At 51.9% G+C, this 20,502-nt stretch carries 16 protein-coding genes; 1 reads left to right on the forward strand and 15 read right to left on the reverse strand.

The window, feature by feature from the left end; translation table 11 throughout:
* Positions 1-15: 15 nt before the first annotated feature.
* The 10 genes from kdpB to K3T82_RS34105 all read right to left on the reverse strand — a co-directional run bounded on the left by kdpB (position 16) and on the right by K3T82_RS34105 (position 13,963).
* Positions 16-2,097: a potassium-transporting ATPase subunit KdpB gene (gene kdpB, locus K3T82_RS34060; protein ID WP_420799378.1), complete on the reverse strand. Its 2,082-nt coding sequence runs from the start codon at positions 2,095-2,097 to the stop codon at positions 16-18.
* Positions 2,098-2,197: 100 nt separating this feature from the next.
* Positions 2,198-3,931: a potassium-transporting ATPase subunit KdpA gene (kdpA, locus tag K3T82_RS34065; protein WP_220197963.1), complete on the reverse strand. Its 1,734-nt coding sequence runs from the start codon at positions 3,929-3,931 to the stop codon at positions 2,198-2,200.
* 24 nt (positions 3,932-3,955) lie between these two features.
* Positions 3,956-4,051, reverse strand: coding sequence for a potassium-transporting ATPase subunit F (locus K3T82_RS34070; protein WP_220197964.1), 96 nt, complete (start codon positions 4,049-4,051; stop codon positions 3,956-3,958).
* A 152-nt stretch (positions 4,052-4,203) separates the two neighbouring features.
* Positions 4,204-4,620, reverse strand: coding sequence for a response regulator (locus tag K3T82_RS34075; protein ID WP_220197965.1), 417 nt, complete (start codon positions 4,618-4,620; stop codon positions 4,204-4,206).
* A gap of 378 nt (positions 4,621-4,998) precedes the next feature.
* Positions 4,999-5,703, reverse strand: a complete 705-nt coding sequence (locus K3T82_RS34080; RefSeq protein WP_220197966.1) for a response regulator transcription factor — start codon at positions 5,701-5,703, stop codon at positions 4,999-5,001.
* Positions 5,704-5,712: 9 nt separating this feature from the next.
* Complete coding sequence (locus tag K3T82_RS34085) at positions 5,713-7,413, reverse strand: ATP-binding protein (protein ID WP_220197967.1); 1,701 nt, start codon at positions 7,411-7,413, stop codon at positions 5,713-5,715.
* A 206-nt stretch (positions 7,414-7,619) separates the two neighbouring features.
* Complete coding sequence (locus tag K3T82_RS34090) at positions 7,620-8,534, reverse strand: DUF4118 domain-containing protein (protein ID WP_220197968.1); 915 nt, start codon at positions 8,532-8,534, stop codon at positions 7,620-7,622.
* Positions 8,535-8,651: 117 nt separating this feature from the next.
* Complete coding sequence (locus K3T82_RS34095; protein WP_220197969.1) at positions 8,652-10,262, reverse strand: tetratricopeptide repeat protein; 1,611 nt, start codon at positions 10,260-10,262, stop codon at positions 8,652-8,654.
* A gap of 62 nt (positions 10,263-10,324) precedes the next feature.
* Positions 10,325-11,587: a vWA domain-containing protein gene (locus tag K3T82_RS34100; protein WP_220197970.1), complete on the reverse strand. Its 1,263-nt coding sequence runs from the start codon at positions 11,585-11,587 to the stop codon at positions 10,325-10,327.
* Positions 11,588-11,710: 123 nt separating this feature from the next.
* Positions 11,711-13,963 (reverse strand): protein kinase domain-containing protein, encoded by a 2,253-nt coding sequence (locus tag K3T82_RS34105; protein WP_220197971.1) that lies wholly within the window; start codon positions 13,961-13,963, stop codon positions 11,711-11,713.
* Positions 13,964-14,643: 680 nt separating this feature from the next.
* Between K3T82_RS34105 and K3T82_RS34110 the strand changes: the two genes are divergently transcribed.
* Entirely contained in the window at positions 14,644-16,575 is a 1,932-nt protein-coding gene (locus K3T82_RS34110) for a hypothetical protein (protein ID WP_236031739.1), read from the forward strand.
* Positions 16,576-16,826: 251 nt separating this feature from the next.
* Here K3T82_RS34110 and K3T82_RS34120 read toward each other — a convergent pair whose 3' ends face one another.
* The 5 genes from K3T82_RS34120 to K3T82_RS34140 form a co-directional block, all read right to left on the reverse strand.
* Entirely contained in the window at positions 16,827-17,318 is a 492-nt protein-coding gene (locus K3T82_RS34120; RefSeq protein WP_236031740.1) for an MFS transporter, read from the reverse strand.
* An 89-nt stretch (positions 17,319-17,407) separates the two neighbouring features.
* A complete protein-coding gene (locus K3T82_RS34125; RefSeq protein WP_236031741.1) occupies positions 17,408-17,689 on the reverse strand; it encodes a cytochrome P450 in 282 nt (93 codons plus the stop codon).
* The gene (locus K3T82_RS34130) at positions 17,617-18,636 is read right to left on the reverse strand and encodes a cytochrome P450 (protein WP_220197974.1); all 1,020 of its coding nucleotides are present in this window, start codon (positions 18,634-18,636) and stop codon (positions 17,617-17,619) included. Before K3T82_RS34130 ends, K3T82_RS34125 begins: the two co-directional genes overlap by 73 nt.
* A 109-nt stretch (positions 18,637-18,745) precedes the next feature.
* Positions 18,746-19,684 (reverse strand): NAD(P)/FAD-dependent oxidoreductase, encoded by a 939-nt coding sequence (locus K3T82_RS34135; RefSeq protein WP_220197975.1) that lies wholly within the window; start codon positions 19,682-19,684, stop codon positions 18,746-18,748.
* Between the two features lie 43 nt (positions 19,685-19,727).
* Positions 19,728-20,381 carry a TetR/AcrR family transcriptional regulator gene (locus tag K3T82_RS34140; protein WP_220197976.1) on the reverse strand — a complete coding sequence of 218 codons (654 nt, stop codon included), beginning with the start codon at positions 20,379-20,381 and terminating at the stop codon, positions 19,728-19,730.
* Positions 20,382-20,502: the final 121 nt, after the last annotated feature.

Raw genomic sequence — 20,502 nt, forward strand, 5'->3', positions numbered from 1 at the left:
AATCCTTTCCTCGTGTTAGAGTGTCAGGTGTAAGGCAACCAGGATCAGGTCAATGAGCTTGATACCGATGAAGGGAATAACAATGCCGCCCAGACCATAAATGAGGAGATTGCGACGCAGCAGCGGTCCCGCTCCAATTGGGCGGAACTTCACTCCACGCAAGGGCAGTGGCACAAGTACGATAATGATAATCGCATTGAAAATGACCGCCGAGAGAACCGCGCTATGTGGTGTTGCCAGGCCCATGATATTGAGCGCATTCAATTGTGGATATGTTACCGCGAAGGCCGCTGGGATAATCGCAAAGTACTTGGCAACATCGTTGGCGATACTAAAGGTTGTTAACGCGCCACGTGTAATGAGCAGTTGTTTACCAACCTCTACAACCTCGATCAACTTGGTGGGGTTGGAATCGAGATCGACCATGTTTGCAGCCTCTTTCGCCGCCTGGGTCCCAGTATTCATGGCGACACCAACATCGGCCTGTGCAAGTGCGGGGGCATCATTGGTGCCGTCACCAGTCATTGCGACCATGCGACCGCCAACCTGTTGCTCACGAATGAGTTTCAATTTGGTCTCAGGGGTAGCCTGTGCCAGGAAATCATCCACGCCCGCCTCTTTGGCGATGGCGGCAGCAGTCAGGGCATTGTCGCCTGTGATCATCACGGTACGAATGCCCATGGTGCGCAACTGATCAAAGCGCTCACGCATGCCACTTTTGACAATATCCTTGAGTTCGATCACACCCAGGAGGCGAGTCTTCGTCCCCCAGGTCTCAGCGACAACCAGTGGCGTACTCCCTGCACGCGCGATGCTGTCGACAACGTCATCCAATTCCGCGCTGCTGATCCCGCCGTGCTCCTGGACATAGGCTTTCACAGCGTCGCCTGCTCCCTTGCGAATGGCATGGGTTGTAACACCATGGCTATTGTTGAGATCAACGCCACTCATACGAGTCTGCGCAGAGAAGGGAAGGAAGGTCGCACCCGTTATTCCTTCTTCCGAGAGCCCATATCGTTCCTGCGCGAGCTTTACAATCGAGCGTCCCTCTGGCGTTTCATCCGCGAGGCTTGAAAGCAGCGCTGCTCGTGCAAGATCACGCTCGTCGATGCCAGCAAGGGGGACGAGACGGCTTGCCATGCGGTTGCCAAGAGTAATGGTGCCGGTTTTATCAAGCAATAGAACGTCTACGTCGCCCGCGGCTTCAACCGCGCGTCCACTCATGGCAAGCACATTGCGTTGTACCATGCGATCCATTCCGGCGATACCAATCGCGGAGAGCAGACCACCAATGGTTGTCGGGATAAGACAGACCAGCAACGCGATTAATGTCGTGACGGAGACCGCCATTCCCGAATAGATAGCAAAGGGTTCAAGTGAGACACACACCAGGACGAAGATGATCGTCAGGCTGGCAAGCAGGATATTGAGCGCGATTTCGTTTGGTGTCTTCTGACGTTTCGCGCCCTCAACCAATGCAATCATGCGATCAAGGAAGGTTTCACCAGGATTCGCGCTGATCTGAACGATAATCCAGTCCGAGAGAACCCGTGTACCACCAGTGACGGCACTGCGATCACCACCACTCTCGCGAACAACAGGAGCGGATTCGCCTGTAATCGCTGACTCATCAATGGATGCAACCCCTTCGATGACATCGCCATCTCCAGGGATGATATCGCCTGCTTCGACAAGTACATAATTGCCTTTACGCAGATCGGGAGCCTGAACCTCCTCGTAGCTCGCAGAGCGCTCGCGCCCTTTCAGGCGTTTCGCGATGGTCGTCTTGCGTGTTCTGCGCAGGGTATCGGCCTGCGCTTTGCCGCGTCCCTCAGCCATCGCCTCCGCGAAGTTGGCGAAGAGAACGGTAAACCAGAGCCAGATGGCGACTGCCAACACAAAAAAAGTCTCGGCGGTTAACTGATCGCGCGTAAAGGTGCCGCTTGGCGTGGTAAAGAGCAAACGTATGAACTCGATGGTTGTAATGACGCTCCCGATTTCAACTACGAACATCACAGGATTCTTCACCTGCCAGCGTGGATCGAGCTTCTTGAATGAATCAAGCGTCGCGCGGCGAACAATTGCCGGATTGAAGATAGAGCGATCCCCTTTGCGACGTGTTTTTATAGGAGAGGTCTTCAAGGGTTCCTGTTGATTGTGTATGGATGTCGGTGTTTGGGTCATATGCGTGCTCACCTTACAATGCCTTTCCCGAAAGCATCATCAAATGTTCGACAATCGGCCCCAATGCGTACGCAGGGAAGTAGGTCAGGGCACCAACAATCAGGATCACACCAATGAGGAGCGCAACAAAGAGCGGCCCGGTGGTGGGGAAGGTGCCAGCTCCCGCAGGCACAACTTTTTTCTGTACCAGCGAACCTGCCAGAGCCATAACCGGAACAACAAAGGCAAAACGTCCGATGATCATTGCCAATCCGAGTGTCCAGTTGTAGAAGGGCGTGTTGACCGCCAGCCCTGCGAATGCCGAGCCATTATTACCAGTAGCAGAGGTATAGGCATATAAGATCTCTGAAAGTCCATGTGGCCCCGGATTGAGGATCGAACTGGTTCCAACAGACAAGACACTCGCGACAGCCGCAAAGCCCAGGATAGAAGCTGGGAGAATGAGGATCGCTAGAGCAGCCATCTTCATCTCTTTCTGCTCGATCTTTTTCCCCAGGTATTCTGGCGTACGTCCCACCATCAACCCGGCAATGAAGACTGCCAGAATGGCAAAGATGAGCATGCCATAGAGACCGGAACCAACCCCACCGAAGATAATCTCGCCCAGAGCGATATTTGCGAGGGGCACCATGCCACCTATGGGGGTATAGCTATCATGGAAGCCGTTGACGGCACCACAGGAGGCGTCAGTGGTGATGACAGCAAAGAGCGTCGATGCCGTAATACCAAAACGGACGTCTTTGCCTTCCATGTTTCCACCCGATTGATAGGCTGTCACACTTTGATCGACCCCAAGCTTGGTCAGGGCAGGATTGCCAGCTTGTTCGGCTGGAAGCGCGACCGCCACGCCAATTAAGAAGAGGATCAGCATCGCGCTAAAGACTGCCCATCCCTGCTTGGTATCCTTGACCATTTTGCCGAACATATAGGTCAGGCCAGCGCCGATGGAGAAGATCGCCAGCATTTCAATCATATTCGTGATAACATTAGGGTTTTCATAGGGATGTGCTGAATTGGTATTGAAGAAGCCGCCGCCATTGGTGCCAAATTCCTTGATAAATTCCTGAGATGCGACAGGGCCCTGAGCAATGACCTGCGTGGCTCCATCTAGTGTGTGGACGACGGTATAGGCATTAAAGTTCTGTATCACACCTTGAGAGACCAGCACAAGGGCACCAATGACGCTGATGGGCAAAAGCAGGTAGAGAACACAGCGTGTGAGATCCACCCAGAAGTTACCAAGATGTTGTGCGCTTCTGCGTGCAAGCCCGCGCACAAATGCAACTGCCAGAACAATGCCTGTTGCGGCAGAGACAAAATTATGGAATGCCAATCCAGCCATCTGCGTTAGATAGCTCATCGTGGTCTCGCCAGTATATGCCTGCCAGTTCGTATTGCTTGTGAAACTGGCGGCTGTATTAAAGGCCAGTTGTGGCTCAACTGCCCCCATCCCTGCGGGATTGAGTGGGAGCCATTGTTGAGTCCGCTCGATGAGATAGAGAAGTAACATACCTACCAGGCTAAAGACCAGCATTGAGATAGTATAGCCAATCCAGGTTTGCTCTTCATCCTCTTTGATTCCACTGAGTGTATAAAAAAGGCGTTCCACGGGAACAAACGCGGGCGAGAGCAAGGTGCGCTCACCCGCGAAGATTTTGGTCATATACAGGCCTATTGGCTTGGTAATCAAAATAAGCAATATGACATAGACCAGGACCTGCAAGACACTATTCAGGGTTACAGGCATACATGTCTCCTCGATATCCTACCGCTAGAATCTCTCTGGCATGAGTAGCGCTATCAGCAGATAAGCAATAACAGCTAGTGAGACAATACCCACCAGAACATATTCAATTGGGGTATTCATGTAATGAACCTCCCTTACAACTTCTCGCAGGCATACGCAAAGCCGATGAGAAGTAGAAAAGAAATGATAGTAACAGCAATAATCACAAGATCAAGCATAGACCCCTCCTTTCCTGCTGGAAAATTCTTTTCCTTGTTGGCGTATTCACTCGGCTAACGCACAGTGTCTGGGCTGCGCGTGGTCGCCTGGGCGGCGAAATGGAGTAGTGCCTCCATCGCAAACGGCTTTGGAACATAGGCGAGAAGCTGCAACTCTGTCAAAAGTTGTATACTAACACGCATTACGGAGAGGACAACAACAGGGAATGCCCAACGTTGCTTCAGTACAACGTTGGTGTGAAGATATGGTTCTTGTAAGACGGTCCGTAATAGGTCCCATCCCGCCTGTCCAGGGAAATCAAGGTCAAAAATGATAAGGTCAAAAGTCTTTGCACCAAGAAGGTTAAGCGCTACCAGCCCATCATGAGCAACATCTACATGATGCTGACGCATATGGAGATTGCGACTGATGACATCACTCAGGATCTCATCGTCTTCAACCAATAAAATATATGCTCCTGATTGCCTCATGAAACATTCCTGACAAAAGAAGCAAACACATGAAAAGCATGTTGTTTCTCTTCGGTGAGGGAAACAACATTGCGCGAGTACGAAGAAAGAGAATACATGGCTTGTTTGCTTCGGTGCTCGAATACATTCACGCCGTAAGTCAGACAGCATTTCAAGCTATTTAGGCCGGACTACAGTACGAGCGGACATAAAGTCAAACTATACTTCATGCCGTGCCGCTTTAGGGAGAATGAAGAGAAACTAGACCCTATGTTTCGCTCACTCCCGCTTGAGTTCTCTTTGACGCTAGTATACGCAAGAATTCATCAAAGTGCGTTCCGGGTAAATGCGTGTTTCCTAAAAAAATTCTCATCATTATTGACACGATATGAAATATCGTTAGCCTTCTTGTTCAACTTCAAAACGGTAACCGACACCAGGAACTGTGAGGATAAAACGTGGATGGTTAGGCACTGGCTCGATTTTTTGTCGCAATTGGGCCACATGAACATGCAGGCTATGGGTCTTGCCTCGTGAGTGTGATCCCCAGAGTTGTTCCATTAGCATATCGCGGGTCTGCAATTTGCCACGATGAGCGAGAAAGACTTTCAACAAATCGTACTCAGTGGGGGTAAGGTTGATTTCATCTCCATCGACCCACACTCTACGTTGGCCAAAATCGACGGTGAGTCCGCCAATCTCTACTTTGGGGTCTGCTCCTGATTCGTTCTGCGCCAGATGACGCAAAACCACTCGAATACGTGCCAGAACTTCTCCAAGCCCGAAGGGTTTCGCAATGTAGTCATCAGCACCAAGATCAAGAGCCTGAACTTTATCGTGCTCCTTCGTTTTCACCGAAAGCACGATAATGGGCACGTTTGATTCGGCCCGTATTCTTCGACAAACCTCAAGCCCACTGATGGTTGGCAGCATCAGATCAAGTAAAAGCAGGTCTGGACGGTTTTGAAACGTCTTTTTGATGGCTTCTTCCCCATTTCTCGCGGTAAGCACGCGATATCCATGAGCGGTCAGCCCTCGTGAGAGCGCGCGAATGATCTCAAGTTCGTCATCGACGATTAAAATATGAGCTCCTTGTTTATGCATGCAAGCACCTCATTCGCCATATGTGCCAAGCGGCAATGTAAGAAAGAAAATAGCTCCACCTTCTGAACATTGCTCGATCCAGATCCGTCCATCATGCGTTTCAATGAGTCCTTTGCAGACTGCCAGCCCAAGACCCGAACCAGTCGCATATGCCTCATCGGCAGATGCTTCTTTCTTGTTGAGCACACGGTAGAATTTATTAAAGATGAGCTCTCGTTCATCTTCTGAAACACCTGGACCATGATCCGCGATGCTGACGACAAGCTCCTGGGCCTGCTGATATACCTCTATTTCAATGGGGGTGAATGGGGGTGTATAACGGACGGCATTTTCCAGGACATTCGTGAGTACCTGATCAAGAAAGAGATAGTCTAGCTCCACCGGGGGGATGTCTCCTGGAAAGTGTAGAAGCACTTCGCGCCCATCCAACAGAGAGGAAAGGCGGGACAGCACATCTTGAATTAACGCGGTCATCTGATACCACTCTTTCTCCGGTTTTAGCGCGCCTTCTTCAATGCGTGACATGTCAAGCAAGTTGCCAACCAAGCGATTGAGCCGGTCTGCTTCATGCTCAATTGATCGTGCGATACTGCGCTGCGTCTCCTCGTCCCAGTGAATATCTTTCTCCAGAAAACTGCTGGCAGATGCTTTAATGACCGTGAGTGGGGTACGCAAGTCATGTGAGACAGAAGAGAGAAGTGCCGCACGTAATGCGTCAGTACGTTGGAGAACTTCGATCTTCAGGTTCTCATGTTGCAAGCGGGTTTGCTCAATAAGGATGGATGCATGGTCGAGAAAGGTCCAGAAAAAGGCTATGCGTGTATCAGGTTTTTCTTGATGTTTCTCGAAGAAGTCATCATGCTTGAATTGTTCATCATCCTCCTGCATGTGCAAGCGTACTACTCCTACAACATTGGCCCCGACGAGTAACGGAAGAACGTGCTGCGTCTGATAGATCATATGTTGGGATAATGGCCCTCGTATTGTGGCAGGGAAAAATCGCTGAAGAATATGTTGCGGGAATATGGTCAAAGGAGAGGCATGTATAATTGTTGCTACCGGGCGACCATGTTTCAAGACCCATGCAGCCTGAGAGTTCTCGCCTGGCAAGAGGTGAACGTGATCCACCTCCTGGCAAGCACTGGCTTGCACACGCATTGTCCCTCGCGTATCTGGTTGGACAATGTCACAGTCATAGATGCCCCATGAGGTAAAGACATTGACGATGGCTCGCGCTATCACCTTGAGTTGTTGCTCCGGTTTCCCCTCCTGGTTGATCAACCGGACTAAATCGTAGAGGATACGTGTTTCGCGTTCCTGGCGTGTTGTCTGTTGTGCCTGTTGACGCAAGGCAGCGGCTAGGTGCCCCGTCAGAATACCACTGAAAAGAAGCACCGATAAGGAAATCCATTCTTCTGTGCGATACATAACGAAGGTGTACAGAGGAGGAATGACAAAAAAGTCAAAGGAGAGAAATGCCACCAGCGAGGTCAAAATAGCCGCATAGCGGCTACGCCATGTTGCCAGCCCTAAAACGATGAGCAGATAGATCATCGAAATGTTTGGAATGCGCGGGAAGAGGTGAAACAAAGCAATGATACCAGTCATAAGCATTGAACCTACGAATGCCAGCACTGTATCAAGCAGGTACGATGCCCAGGTGGGCATGTGTACTTGGGGCAAAGGCGCGATCTCATTGGGCGTGCGCATGTTACATTCAGCCTTTCTCGCCAGGATAATGAATCACTGACGTTCTACATGGCTGCCAGAAAGACGTGGCGAGTAATTTGCCTTGCTGATAAACTCTCGCCTTTCTCCGAGGCAGAGAAAGGCGAGGAGATGTATGTTCCATGATGGCCTTGAAATTGGGTGATTCTTGCCCAGATCCCGCCCCAGGCAATGTCGTGTCTCTGCGATCACTCATTTTTTGAAAGAGCCTGAGAGCGGAAGCGAGCGCGTTCAATGACCAGCACTGCCTGTTCCAGAAAGGTCCAGAAAAAAGTCGCTTGTTGTTCGGCTAGCGGTCTCTGTACTCCCTGTCGTTTGGTGGAAAGCCAGGAGATGCCGCGTTCCTGACGTAAGCAGAGTATTCCAAGAGTCTGTGTGCTTGTTCTGAGGGAAATTAAACGCAAATTGCCATCTCGCACGTCCGAAGTGGATGCCTGTCTCTTGTGATCATGGGTGTTTCGCTGCCCCATGAGTTGCCTTGCGTGCGCCATCTCTTCAGGCAATAACGAAAAAGGCTTGATGCGAATAGGGGCCTCTGCCTGTATGATGAGATTTCCCTGTTGATCAGGCAGTAGTAGCGCACATTCCTGCACTCCCCAGGGCGCAAATACTCTGACAATGGCAAGCGCGATACTATCGAGTTGTTCTGATAATTTTTCGGTACTGTTTATAACCTGACTCGCCTCATAGAGGATACGTGCCTCGCGTTCGCGTTGCCTGGCTTCTTGAGTACTATGGCGCATGATGGCAGCAAGCTGACTGGTGAGGAACGCCGTCACCAAAAAGACAATCAGTGCCAGCCACTCTTCCCAACGGAAGATGGTAAAGCTATACAATGGAAGGATGAGTAAGTAGTCGAAGGAAAACACTGCTACCAGAGCGGTCAAAATGGCTGCATAGCGACCTCGTGTACAGGCGAGCGCTAGAATAAGAGGTAAGTAGAGTATAGAGATATTGGGGATGGTTGGATACAGGTGAAACACATAGATGAGGAGCGTACAGATGAGTGCTCCTCCTAGCGCTAGCAAGCTGTCAACGAGATACTGGGGCCAGTGTCTTCTCATGTGAATTGGAACTTGTGGAATCTGTTGTATGGCTTGCATCAAGACCTCCTTGCGTCTCAGTGTCGCGTTTATTGGGTTCTCTCCTCGCTCTCTGCTTATGCTACTAAGAGAAGTCTTCTCTCTCAGTAGCATAGATTTTTTTGAGTCTGTCCTATGCTAGAAGTCTTTGAAGCGGCGAGCGATGCCCCAGGCAGCGGCAAGACCAACGAGTGGATAGAGCAGACTATAGAGTAGCAGAGAAATTGCCAAAGTGCTATGGATACCAGCGAAGGTTTCCTGATAGTGGGCGCGATTTGCCTGACTCAAGCGATCGACCGCATCAAGAAACTTGCTAAATGTTTGATTCGATTCTCCCGTGCTTATATGTTCAGCTTGAAGGATCTGTTGTTGATCGGAACCATTGCCAGCTGCATCCCGAATACGAGCATCTATAGTATAGTAGGTGGACCAGTTGTGTTGCATATCTGTAAGCGGTTGATCTTCCTCTTTCCAGGTACGATTGTTCCTGGCACGCGCGAGGAGGCTTTGTACTTCCACTACGTTCTGCTTCCAATCATTTGCCCAACGTGTTGTCTGCTCTTGATCACCAAATCTGAGTGAAACGAGCCAGCGCGACTCATCAGCATTTGCCATCGTGCCAGAACGCTTTAATTGGGCTGCGTAATACACGCTGTCATAATCATCCTTCACCATCTGTCCATACGCTCCATGTCGGCCTGCCATGCCATTGAAAAGCGAAATGACGCTAAAGCTGAGGAAGATACTGACCAGAAAGGCAGGGGTCAAACCAATGTTGACGACGCGGTGTGTGACTCCTGCCAGGCGTAGTGAACAGAGGAGCAAGAGTACGCAAAAGAGCACACACAGGGCAAAGAGCAAGGCACGGCTCCCATCCAAAAAGCTCGATGTGTCATTGTAAGCGGCATCCAAATGCGACTTGTTAATATCGCCAAAACAGGTAAGAATATCCTCAATGCTGCCTTGTACCCACGTAGTCGCAGGAGCAGACTGTCCCTTGAGGAGGCACGACGGCACATTGGATTCATTGAAAACGACATGGCCTTGAGCATTCACAGGAGGTTGCCAGGCAATCTTCGAATGCAGAACATTACTGGCTGCCACATATGCCTGCCAGGCTTTGAGCATATGTGGATCATGAGTATTCTCTGTGTTTGTCGCCTGTGTGAACTCGCTACGCATGACCGCGATATGAGAGGTATATTCTTCAAAGCCTGCCGTAATGCGTTCAATCGCGGTACGCTCGCCCGGATAGGTGACATTGTGCGCGGCCTTGTAGAGCTCTTGATTAAAAAGCTGTATTTCAGCGTCGATGGTGTGATCATCACATGCATGGACCGTCAGAGAAATTACCGCTGTGTTCGGTCCAGGGACGACACACGGCTGCAGTTCAGTGAGACCGACAGCAGCCAGATAGTCGGCTGCTTTGGCATCGATATCTTCTACATATTGCGCCATCGCCTGAGCTGCGTCTACACTCGGAATGCTGTCGTTGCCAATAGTATCCAGGTCTTCGGACGCACGGCTCACAGCCTGCGAGGAGAGTAATGCCAGCAGGAGTGCAAGCACAAGCAGAGCACTGGCCTGAAGCGTAAATTGCCCCTTGTATGTCTTGCTGGTCCATTTCCAAATGCGACCCCAGTTGTTGTACCCGATGGCGGGAGAGGCTTGTGCTGCCTGCATCGATTTTCCCCCAGGGGCAGAGGAGGGAAAGGCATATGGGGCCGCCAGTTTTGCCTGTTGTTTCACGGTGACCTCGATCTTTTGCTATTGCATTGTATTGTGTGTATGTCATGTCAGAGGGCAGGCTCTTACTTGAGCTTGGTCGTTTGCCCAACATTGATTGCCAGTGTTTTCCTCGCCACAGCATCGGCCTGCGTATTCAGCCGAATGGTGCCTTTCGCATCGCGCAGGACGAGGTTACTCAGCAGGCGCGTAATCTTATCATTGCCACTTTGTTCACTCTGTATCAAGGCATCTCCTAGCAGTTTTGTTGCACGTGCGACATCGCCTGCCACCAGAGCCTCCTGCCCTTCTTTCAGGTTGCGCGAGAGCGCTTCCTGGTTAGTATAGTGCGCGATGTGGTCCTCAATTTGGGCCGCGAGTTGGAGATTATCGGTCCATTGCACAAAGACCCAGCCTTCCTGGGTGCTCTTCTGCACCTGCTCGCTTCCGCCTGCTAGCAAATACAACACACTGGGACGTGCCATGAGAAATTGCATTCCCGGCTCATGCACAGGAATTTCTAGATCAAGCAAGTAGTCACGTTGTTCGCCAGCCGCAAAGGAACCAAGAGAGACAAGTACCTGGCGCGGATTGGTTGCGTCAGGCTCAGAGGTACAAGCAACGATGTTGGGATACACCTGCTGAATATGCGTAATAGTGACGCCAGCGGGACACCAGAGGCCGAGGCGTGCATGGGGAATCGCCGTTTTGCGCATTTCTTGAAAGGAGGCGGTGAAGGCAGAAGCAATCTGCTGTGGGTGGGGAATAATATCAGCGCTCCCATGCGTTGCGTCCGCCATATGACGGAGTTCTGCGGCATCCCAATCTGTTCCAACCCCCCAAGCGCTGACACTCATATTGGCGGCGCGGCAGCGCTCAATCGCTGCATCTAAGCGTGCGCGTGGCTCTCCCTCATTCTTTCCATCGGTAAGGAAAAGAATCTTGCAGGCACGTGCCTGCTCGCTCTCCAAGCAGGTAACAATAGTGTCTAAAGCCTTACTCATGCAGGTGCCATAGGAGGCATCAATGCGCTGGAGGGCAGAAGTCGCCTTGCGCTTATTGCCCGGTGTACCCAGAGCGGGGCCGAAAAGCACATTCGAGGTATCGTTAAAGGGGACAATCAGAAACAGGATATTCTCATCAAGCGCCTCTATGACCTTGATTGCGCCATCGCGAGCGGCCCGCATCTTCGGGCCGCTCATGGAAGCGGATTGATCCAATGCAATCGCCAGGGCGAGGGGAGCAGGGGTCAGTTGAACAGTATCATCAAGCTGGAGCGAAAGTACAGCCTGCATGATGTGCTGGTCTCTTCGTAGATAGGGATTATGATGTGCGCGAATCGAAAACATCGTCCTTGATCTCTTTCTAATATCCAAAATGATTGTAGGTATGCTCATGAGATGTTGATGCATCGAAGCGGAAGATAGCAATCGAGTGCATCAGCGATCCAGACACAGAAAGAACAGCCGGCTTCACCAGAAGCGCCAAGGCGCAACCTCCATTTTGGAGCGGATGATCTGCTCGCGTTGAGGAGGATTGGATTGGCGGCGCAGATACTCTTGATAGCTCTTTTCAGCCGCATTGCCTAGCGCATTCATGGTACATTCACGAACACCAGCGATGGCTGTTCCCGAGGGAAAAGCGTGCTTTTTTGCTAGTTGCCAGGCAACGCGATAGACATCAGCACGTGCCAGATAATAGCGAGAATCCTCAGTGCGGCCATCAAGCACGATAATAATCTCTGCTGCCTGTAGTACATTCTGTGCTTCTAAGGGCTGCATATGACACAGATAGAGATCAATGAGTAAGAGTTGCGCGTCAACATATCTGGCTGCCGCCTCATTGACATTGCTGAGAAGTTGGGCGGCGTCGTGCCAACGGCTCAAATGAATGAGCGAGTCAGTCGCCCCCAGCGTGGCATCGGTATTGCCTGGATCGGCCTTGAGCACATTCATATAGAGGTCAACAGCGGTTCTGTGATCTTGCATGTGGCTATGCACACGCGCCAGGGCCTGCTGTGGTGGCAATTCACCAGGAAGGTCAGAGATCAATTCGCGATACTGAGCGGCGGCATCGGCATAGCGATTTTGCGCTTCAAGCAAGCGCCCAGTATACCAGGAAAGTTTCCAATGTCCTGGGGCGATGCGCTGCCCCATAGTCACCTCAGCTAATGCCAGGCTATACTCGCCTTGATCAATGTAGGCCTCGGCAAGACGCAGGTGCGCATCGATGCTACGCTGGTTGATTTTGGTAGCCTGCCTATAGAAACTGCATGCACTCACATAATTACCACCCCGTAGAGCCTGATCCCCGTAGCGCAACAGGTCGATAGCTCTATCATGCTCATCGAGTGCCGCCTCGCCGCGTAGGCCGAGTTTGCCTGTTGTGGTTAGAATACCGGGCACAAAGAGTTTTGAACCAACGGGGACCCCAGGTTGACCACCCACAATCTGGCGCAATACGCCCGAAAGCTGCTCACCCAGTTCTTCCGCATTTTGGAAGCGCTGTGAGGGTTTGCTATGTGTTCCCTTTACCAACAAACGATAGAGTGCGGCGTGCTCGTGAAACACAGGGTAATGCTCAACGGACGGCATCCCGAAAATAGGATTTGCCAGATCCATGAGAGATACCAGGTAGCCTAATGTGCGACAAATAGAATAGAGATCAGTCTGTGGCGATGGGGATTTTACCGCTTCAGGCGCGTAAAATCCATGAGTGCCATAGACATCCTGAGGATGGGGCTCATACTTGATCACGGTACCCAGGTCGATCAATTTGACAATATTGGAACCATCCTTCAACTCCTCAATCATAACATTCTGCGGTTTAAAGTCGCAGTACACGAGGCCGAGTTTCGCAAGGTAGGAGAATGCGGAAAGAACTCCCTGAATATACTCAATCGCCTCTGGGACAGGAAGTGGACCATGCCGTTCTGTGAGTATCTCATCGAGTGTTTTCCCCTGAACATACTCCATAACAATGTAGCCCTTGGAGCCAATGGCAATGAAATCATAGATAGAAACAATACTTGCATGCTTAATGGCTGCAAGGAACTCACGCTCTTTGACACTCTGCGCTACCAGATCTGGATCATCATCACTAAGCAAGGCCTTAATGACCACCCGACGTTTCAGGACGACATCTTCTGCCAGGTAGACTGCGCCCATACCGCCTGCGCCAATTTCCTTGAGCACGCTATATTTGCCATTGAGTAATGCCCCTCTCTGCAATGGCTGACCCGACAACGGGTCAGTTTGCGGTTGCAGTACTGCGACAGATGAAGAGTCAGAGGGCTGGAGAGTATCGTTAGGGAAACGATACCCACAGTAATTACAGAATTTGGCACCTGGCTTACACGGCTTCAGGCAGTGAGGGCAGGGAGGGCAGGGAGCGGGTATCGTGCCACTCTTACTCGTGGCATCGGTATGCTGCAAAGAGGCAACAGACACTTGGAGATGGTGTGAAGATATAAGAGGTGCACCTAGTACCATCCCGCACTGCTCGCAGATGTCCTCTCCAGGGGGAATTTGTCCCTGGCAATTCGGGCAAACAGCAATCTCCGGATAGGTTGCTGGAGGATGAACGGGCTGCGATTGTAGTGATGATGGCACGATTGACGTCTGATGTAAAGGCGTTATTACAAGTGCGGTAAGAACAGCCCCGCACTGCTCACAAACATCATCAGTAGATGAAATTGGTTGGTGACAATTTGGGCAAGTTGCCATACCTTTTCCTTCCGGGAAACAACGGCAGGAAAGCCGTGACAGCAATGAGTGTTCCCAAGATAGTTGTTCTCCATTAACAACAAAAAGATCGTTGAAGGATGTAGCATCTCTCAAGAGCATATTACGCCTTCTTTGCTCAAAACCGTCTCAAGGTGGGGAAGGAAGAACTAAATATTTGCTCAAGACACTCCTGTTGGAAGTGACAGGCAAGCGCTGCTTGAGTGGCAGGATGCTCCGCACACGTCTACGAACTCATGATACTAGAGGAGATCTCAAGAGATTCAACAGCAAATAGAGATCATTTGAATCGTGCGGTAGAGGACAACGAGAGGTGATGTATGAGCGACCCTTACCAGTATTGTGGTTGGCGTCACGCTGTCCATGTTGGTCCTATGGATCATATTCAAATTTGCCGCAGAACGTCATCAAAGTAAATGACACTGGCAGGAGCAGCAGCGTGCATCCGTGCAGATAACAATCAAGGTGGTTGGAGCGGAGATAGAGAAGAAAACACATTACATGGCTAATAGTGATGGCTCATTTCAAAGTCAGAGACTCTACCCAATCGGATCTGCCCACGGGATACGCAACGAGCTAACAGCAAGCTAGCAGTGGAACGAGAAAGAGACCTTTAATGAGAGAACAACAAAACACACTCTCATGAGGAGGTCTCTTTGGGTATGATACCGAACGCGAGCATAGAAGTTCAAACCTCTCCTGTGGATCGCCCTTCTCTCCCTGCATGGTTCGCCGAAGTCGTCATTGTGTCCCAGCATCTCACCACGAAAGGACTCCTAGAAGCCTTTGCGCATCACATCCAATTGGTACGTGGACGCTTCGGCAGCTATGAACCAATTGATTTTTTCGCGCTCCTGTTCGGGTATGCAATGAGTGGAGAACGAACGTTATTGGCATTCTTTGAACGTGTCGCTCCCTTTGGGCCAGCCTTCATGGCCCTCTTTGGACGTGCTGAGCTTCCCCATCGTGCCACCTTGAGTCGTTTCCTGGCGAGCGTCGACCGTCCCTGTCTGGAAGCGTTTCGTACACTCTTCGAGCAGCACAGCTTTGCGGAAGGATGGACGAATGCTTCCATCGGTGGGATCTGGGATCGGCAAGGACGCCGCTACCTCGTCATTGATGTCGATGCTACACGTCAGGCAGCACGGCAACGAGGATTGCCCTGTGGTCCAAGCCTGCCTCCCCCTCGACGTCGACTCGATGCGGTCTGTGCACCAGGCTACACCGGGCGAAAACGAGGCGAGGTGGTACGCACACGTACCGTCGCGCTTCAGATGCATACCCGTCAATGGATCGGCACCTATGCAGGCCGAGGCAATGGCGACTATCAAGGAGAACTTGCCTCGGCGCTTCAAGCCATCACAGCCTACTTAGAACTTTTTGCCCTCACTCCAGAGGTTGCTCTCGTTCGTCTCGACGGGCAATATGGTGATACTGTCGCCATTGCTCAACTGATGGCAGCAGGCGTCCATCTGGTGACACGAGCGAGAGGGTATCGCGTCCTGGAGCATCCTCAGATTCAGCATGTGTTGGTTCATCCACCAACCGCGAGGGTGTGCAGAGTGAACAGCGATGAGGTCGTCGAGTTGTTTGACGGAGGCTGGCTCCAATTGGATGGAGATGTGCCTCAAACGCGCATCATTGTGGCTCGACACCGCTCCCCTGAACCGGGCAAGAGGGTGTCAGTGGGCAAATGCATCGGCGAGTGGGTGTATGAGGTTTTCATCACAACCCTACCCATCGATGGCTTCCTTGTCGAAGATGTCCTCGACCTCTCTCATGGGCGGGGGGCATTTGAGGCGGTGCTTACGGATGAAGATGTCGAAGAAGATCCCGACCGCTGGTGTTCCTCCACTGAGCGCGGACAAGAACTCTGGCAGATTGTGTGTCAATGGGTGTGGAACCTGCGGCTCTCACTTGGACAGACTCTGCAAAAAGCTGAGTTGCGCGAGATCGAGTGGGCGTCCCCGAAAGAGACCCCCCCTGTGCTTCTCACCATTGAAGAGCCAGTTGAGGAGTATGGGCCGTGGGAGTGGGCTGCAGCATTTGGACGAGCCACTGGACGCTTCGGGGCCGATGCCTTTACTCTCCAAGAGGATGGGAAACTTCGCTGTCCAGCGGGAGCGAAGTTGTGGTTGAGCGAAGTGCGGCAGGAAAATGCTTTCACTCAGCGTGCCGTCTACCTTGCGTATCAGACCGACTGCCAGTGCTGTTCTCTGCGAGAACAATGTCTGGCAAAAGGAGCCAAAGGCAATCGTGCTCGACGGGTGAGCGCTGTCCGTCGCCTCTTGCCCCCACCTGCCTCGGTTGCGTGTGAGCAAAAGCCTGTCCTTCTCGGACCAATACGATGGGTGGATGTTGCAGGCCGAGCGCTTCGCCGCACCTGGACCATCCATTGGCGTCGTCAACACGCTGAGATCATCGCGCTTGTCGAGTGTCCTAAAAAGGTGTTTCCACCACCGCGTCCCCCTCGTGAAGTGCGTTCGCATTACTGCTGGAGTTGGCCCGACCGGCTCGCCTGTAATGCCTGGTGGGGGCCACCGCAACTGCGTGTTTCCGTGGCAGGTGTCCCCACCTTTCTCGCCATCAAGTAACACAGGAGGAACTGATGAACAAACAGGCGATTTGAGCGAGGTGCCATTGCCCCTCTGAGCTCGTCATGAGGGCCGAGAGTCCCTGTCTGCTTTCAACAACCTCTTCCATTCCCTCATTGCTCGTTTGCTACAAGCTCGTTGCGTATCCCGTGGGATCTTCCGCACTTTCCGTGCTCAACAATACGGAGAGCTAGGTATCATACGGCCTCACAAGACATGGGAAGGCTTTTGAGATGGCTTTGATCATCTTTTCAATGCAAATTGACCTCATCGCTCTCTGGGTGTGCTTTTGGCCAGGATGTTGAAATTGCTGAGCACGGAAAGTGCGTAAGAGCCATATTACCAGGTACGTTACAGACCAGAGAGATCCCTATTCCAGCGCCAACGCCCTGGAGCAAGCGAAAGGCAATGAGCTGATTCATGTCCTGAACAAGACCTGCACAGGCTGATCCGAGCAGAAAAAGCAGTGCCCCAACCAACAAAAAGGGCTTGCGCCCAAATTGATCGGAGAGTTTACCTGCGAGAGGGATCATCGCTGTTGAACCAAGGAGGTAGGCGGTCATGACCCAGATATAGCGGTCAAACCCGCGTAAGGAAGCCGTAATATGAGGAAGCGCGGTAACCACAATCGTCTGATCGAGCGCTTCCAGGAACAGTGTCAGCATGAGGGCAAGCAATACGCTGGCAAGCGTCATACCTCTGATACCTGCCCCTTGCTCATACATGGAATGCTGGGCATTCAAGAGATGCTCCTTTCTCATCTTGGAGGCAGGCACGACGAGTGTCCCATGAAAGGTCTCCTCGTCGTTCCTGCTTCTCATGTATTCCTGTATCAGGAGAAAACGACGGGAAGTGCGTTCAGGCCCCGAAAAACGATGCGAGGTTTCCAGGAAGGCTCCGTGGTCTTCAAACGAAGGCGGGGAAAACGCGTCAGCAAGGTGTGCAAGGCGACTTCAATTTCCAGACGCGCGAGAGGAGCGCCTAGGCAGAAGTGACTGCCATACCCAAAGGCCAGATGCCGTTGGGGCGAACGCCGCACGTTCAGTTGATCGGGATCGACAAAGTGATCAGGGTCATGATTGGCTGCCCCAGACACCCAATGACAGATTGCCATGCACGAATAGGCTTATTACCCAGCACAAGATCTTCCTTCGCGACACGACGCGTTGTCTGCACAGGTGCATCATAGCGCAATAATTCCTCCACAGCGGCGGGGATCAAAGTGGCATCCTTTTGGAGTGCTTCATACTGATCGGGATTCTGGAGGAGAGCCAGCAAGCCATTCCCAATGGCGTGAATGGTGGTGCCATGACCGGCAGACAGCAGTAAGAGCGCATTGCCCAGAACTTCTTCCTCACTGAGCACCGCCCCGTGCTCTTTCGCATCAAGGAGGGCCTGAAGCAAATCATCCTCTGCATGCATTCGCCGTTTGCGCATCAGTTGACGGAAGTACTCCAGGCACTCGGTCACAAACGTGAACGCCTGCCCCTGTTCCTCAGGTGTATGCGCTGCCCCATCAAGGAGGGCGCCAAAGGCGGTTGCCCAGGTCGCAAATTGTTTCCGCTCGTGTGCAGGCACGCCTATCATTTCGGCAATGACAATGGAGGGGAGCGGGAAGGCTAACTCTTCAATCACCTCCATCTCACCTTTGGCTTGGGCCTTGTCCAGAAGCTGATTGACCAGGGATTGAATCGATGTGCGCATCCCTGCGATGCGCCGAGGGGTAAACGCCTGGCTTACTAGGCGGCGTAGATGGGTGTGATCGGGAGCATCGGCAAAGAGCATTTGTCGCGAGAGGATACGTGAGATTGTCTTTGCCTGCTCTCGGATCGCTTCAGGGAAACGCTCGGTGTCAACCACCATATGGGCACTAGAGAGACGGGGATCGTGCAAGGCTGCAAGAACATCGTCATAGCGTGTCAGAACCCAGGCCTGTATACCTGCATCCCAGTAAATGGGATCTTGCTCACGGAGTTGCTGATACAGTGTATAGGGATGAGAAAGGTATCGTGGATCAAGCACATCTTTTAAACTCAGTGGATGGTGCGTGGAAACAGACATGAAATACTCCTTCCTATTGAGAAAAAGGCAAAAGCCACCTACGTCATGATGAATTGTCATCATGACTATTTTCCAAAAAGAGGATGGCTAAAAAGCTTTGTCAAAGGGGCTAGGATAGAGGCATCAGAGCAAGGCGTTCACGTGCCAGATCTTCTTGCAGCAACGACCGATTCAGGAGAAACGCCGCCTCGGCTCCTTCAGCAGCGGCCCCAATGACCCAGAGGTTGCGGACACTATTGCCAGCAACAAACAGGCCAGGGATGTCAGGCTGTTCATACCCTTCAGTCCTGAGCATCAGACGATTCGGAGAAAAGCGATAGCCTAGCCGCTGTGCCAGTGGAGCGTGTTGGTGTTCGTGTGTGATCACAAAGAGCGCACGACGAGCGAGCACCTTACCGTTGCGAAATACGATACGTTCAAGTTGTTCCGCACTTCCCTCCAGGTGTGCAATCCGATCTTCGCAAACACCAATGCCGAGGCGAGAGAACAGGGCCAGGTCTGCCGCATCAAGCTCGGCAGGCCCATCGGTGCAGAGCACCAGATCGTGACTCCATTGTCTGAGTTGCAGTGCCATGGCGCGTCCGTGCTCTCCAGCTCCATAGAGTGCAAGCGGTTGATCTCGCCATTCCCAGCCATCACAATATGGGCAGTGAAACACACTGGAACCATAGAACTGTTCCAGCCCATCGAGTAACGGCAATTCGTCAATGACGCCGGTTGCAAGCAACAATTTACGTGTTTCCACCTGCGTGTGATCGGCTAAGGTTACTCGAAAATGCTCTTCAACACGTTCCGCGTCAGTGACAGCGATCGTGCGCAATTCCACGGTTGTATAGGGGGCAAGCTGTTCACGTCCCAAACGCAGAAATTCAGCGGGTGCAATACCGTCACGTGTCAAAAAGCCATGCAACGCCTGGCTCGCTGAATTGCGTGGGCGCTCAGTATCGCACACCAGGACACGTCTTCGACATCGTCCCAACCAGAGGGCCGCGCTGAGCCCAGTAGGCCCAGCGCCAACAATGATGGCATCATACATGTCGTTCTCCATGTTTCAAGGTCCTTCCTCCAGAAAACCCCATGCGCTCATAGCATTACGAGGTTGGGGCATCATTGTTCGTCAAAAGCGACGAAGGCAATCCGTGCGCTAACATGCCCAAAACCTGATCGGCCATGGCATCAGGGCCGGGCTCATCCTGATCGAACCACCAGGTAATGGCGCGCACAAGCATCCCGCCCAACAGGTGCGCCAGCAAGACCGGATCGCTCTCCTTCAACTCACCGCGCTCCTTTGCCGCACGAAGTGGTGGAATGAAGTGAGCGGCGAGTCCTTGCTGCGCCTGATGGGTACGCGTTTGAGCAAGCAAATGACTCTCTCCAGCACATAACAGCAGGAAGAGTTCACGTTCCTGATAGGCGGCATGCAAGAGGGTGCGAATAATCAGCGGAATCAGTGGCTGATCAGGATGGGCTGTAAGGGCAGTGTGAATCTGCTCGCGAAGCAACTGAAGCCCCTCCTCAGCCAACGCGAGCAAGAGTTCTTCTTTATCGCGGAAATGGAGATAAAACGTCCCCATCGCCACATCAGCGATCTGGATAATCTCTGAAATCGTGGCTTCCTGATAACCTCGTTGAATGAACACCTGACGCGCGGCTGCCAGTAGGTCAGCGCGTACACGCGCCCGCCGCCGAGCAACGCGCCCCTCCTCATGGAAAGTTGATGGGGTATTGGTTGTCTTTTTCTTCATGTTTCTGATAATATCTCAAAATTGATAGATTGTCAATAATGTGAGAAAATCATTTTTATCTTCCTGCTATTGCTGCATGAGCTTCCTTTTCTTGGAGCATGTTGTGGGAAATTCTCAGGCT

The sequence above is a fragment of the Ktedonospora formicarum genome (assembly GCF_016587355.1).
Taxonomy (GTDB): Bacteria; Chloroflexota; Ktedonobacteria; order Ktedonobacterales; family Ktedonobacteraceae; genus Ktedonobacter; species Ktedonobacter formicarum.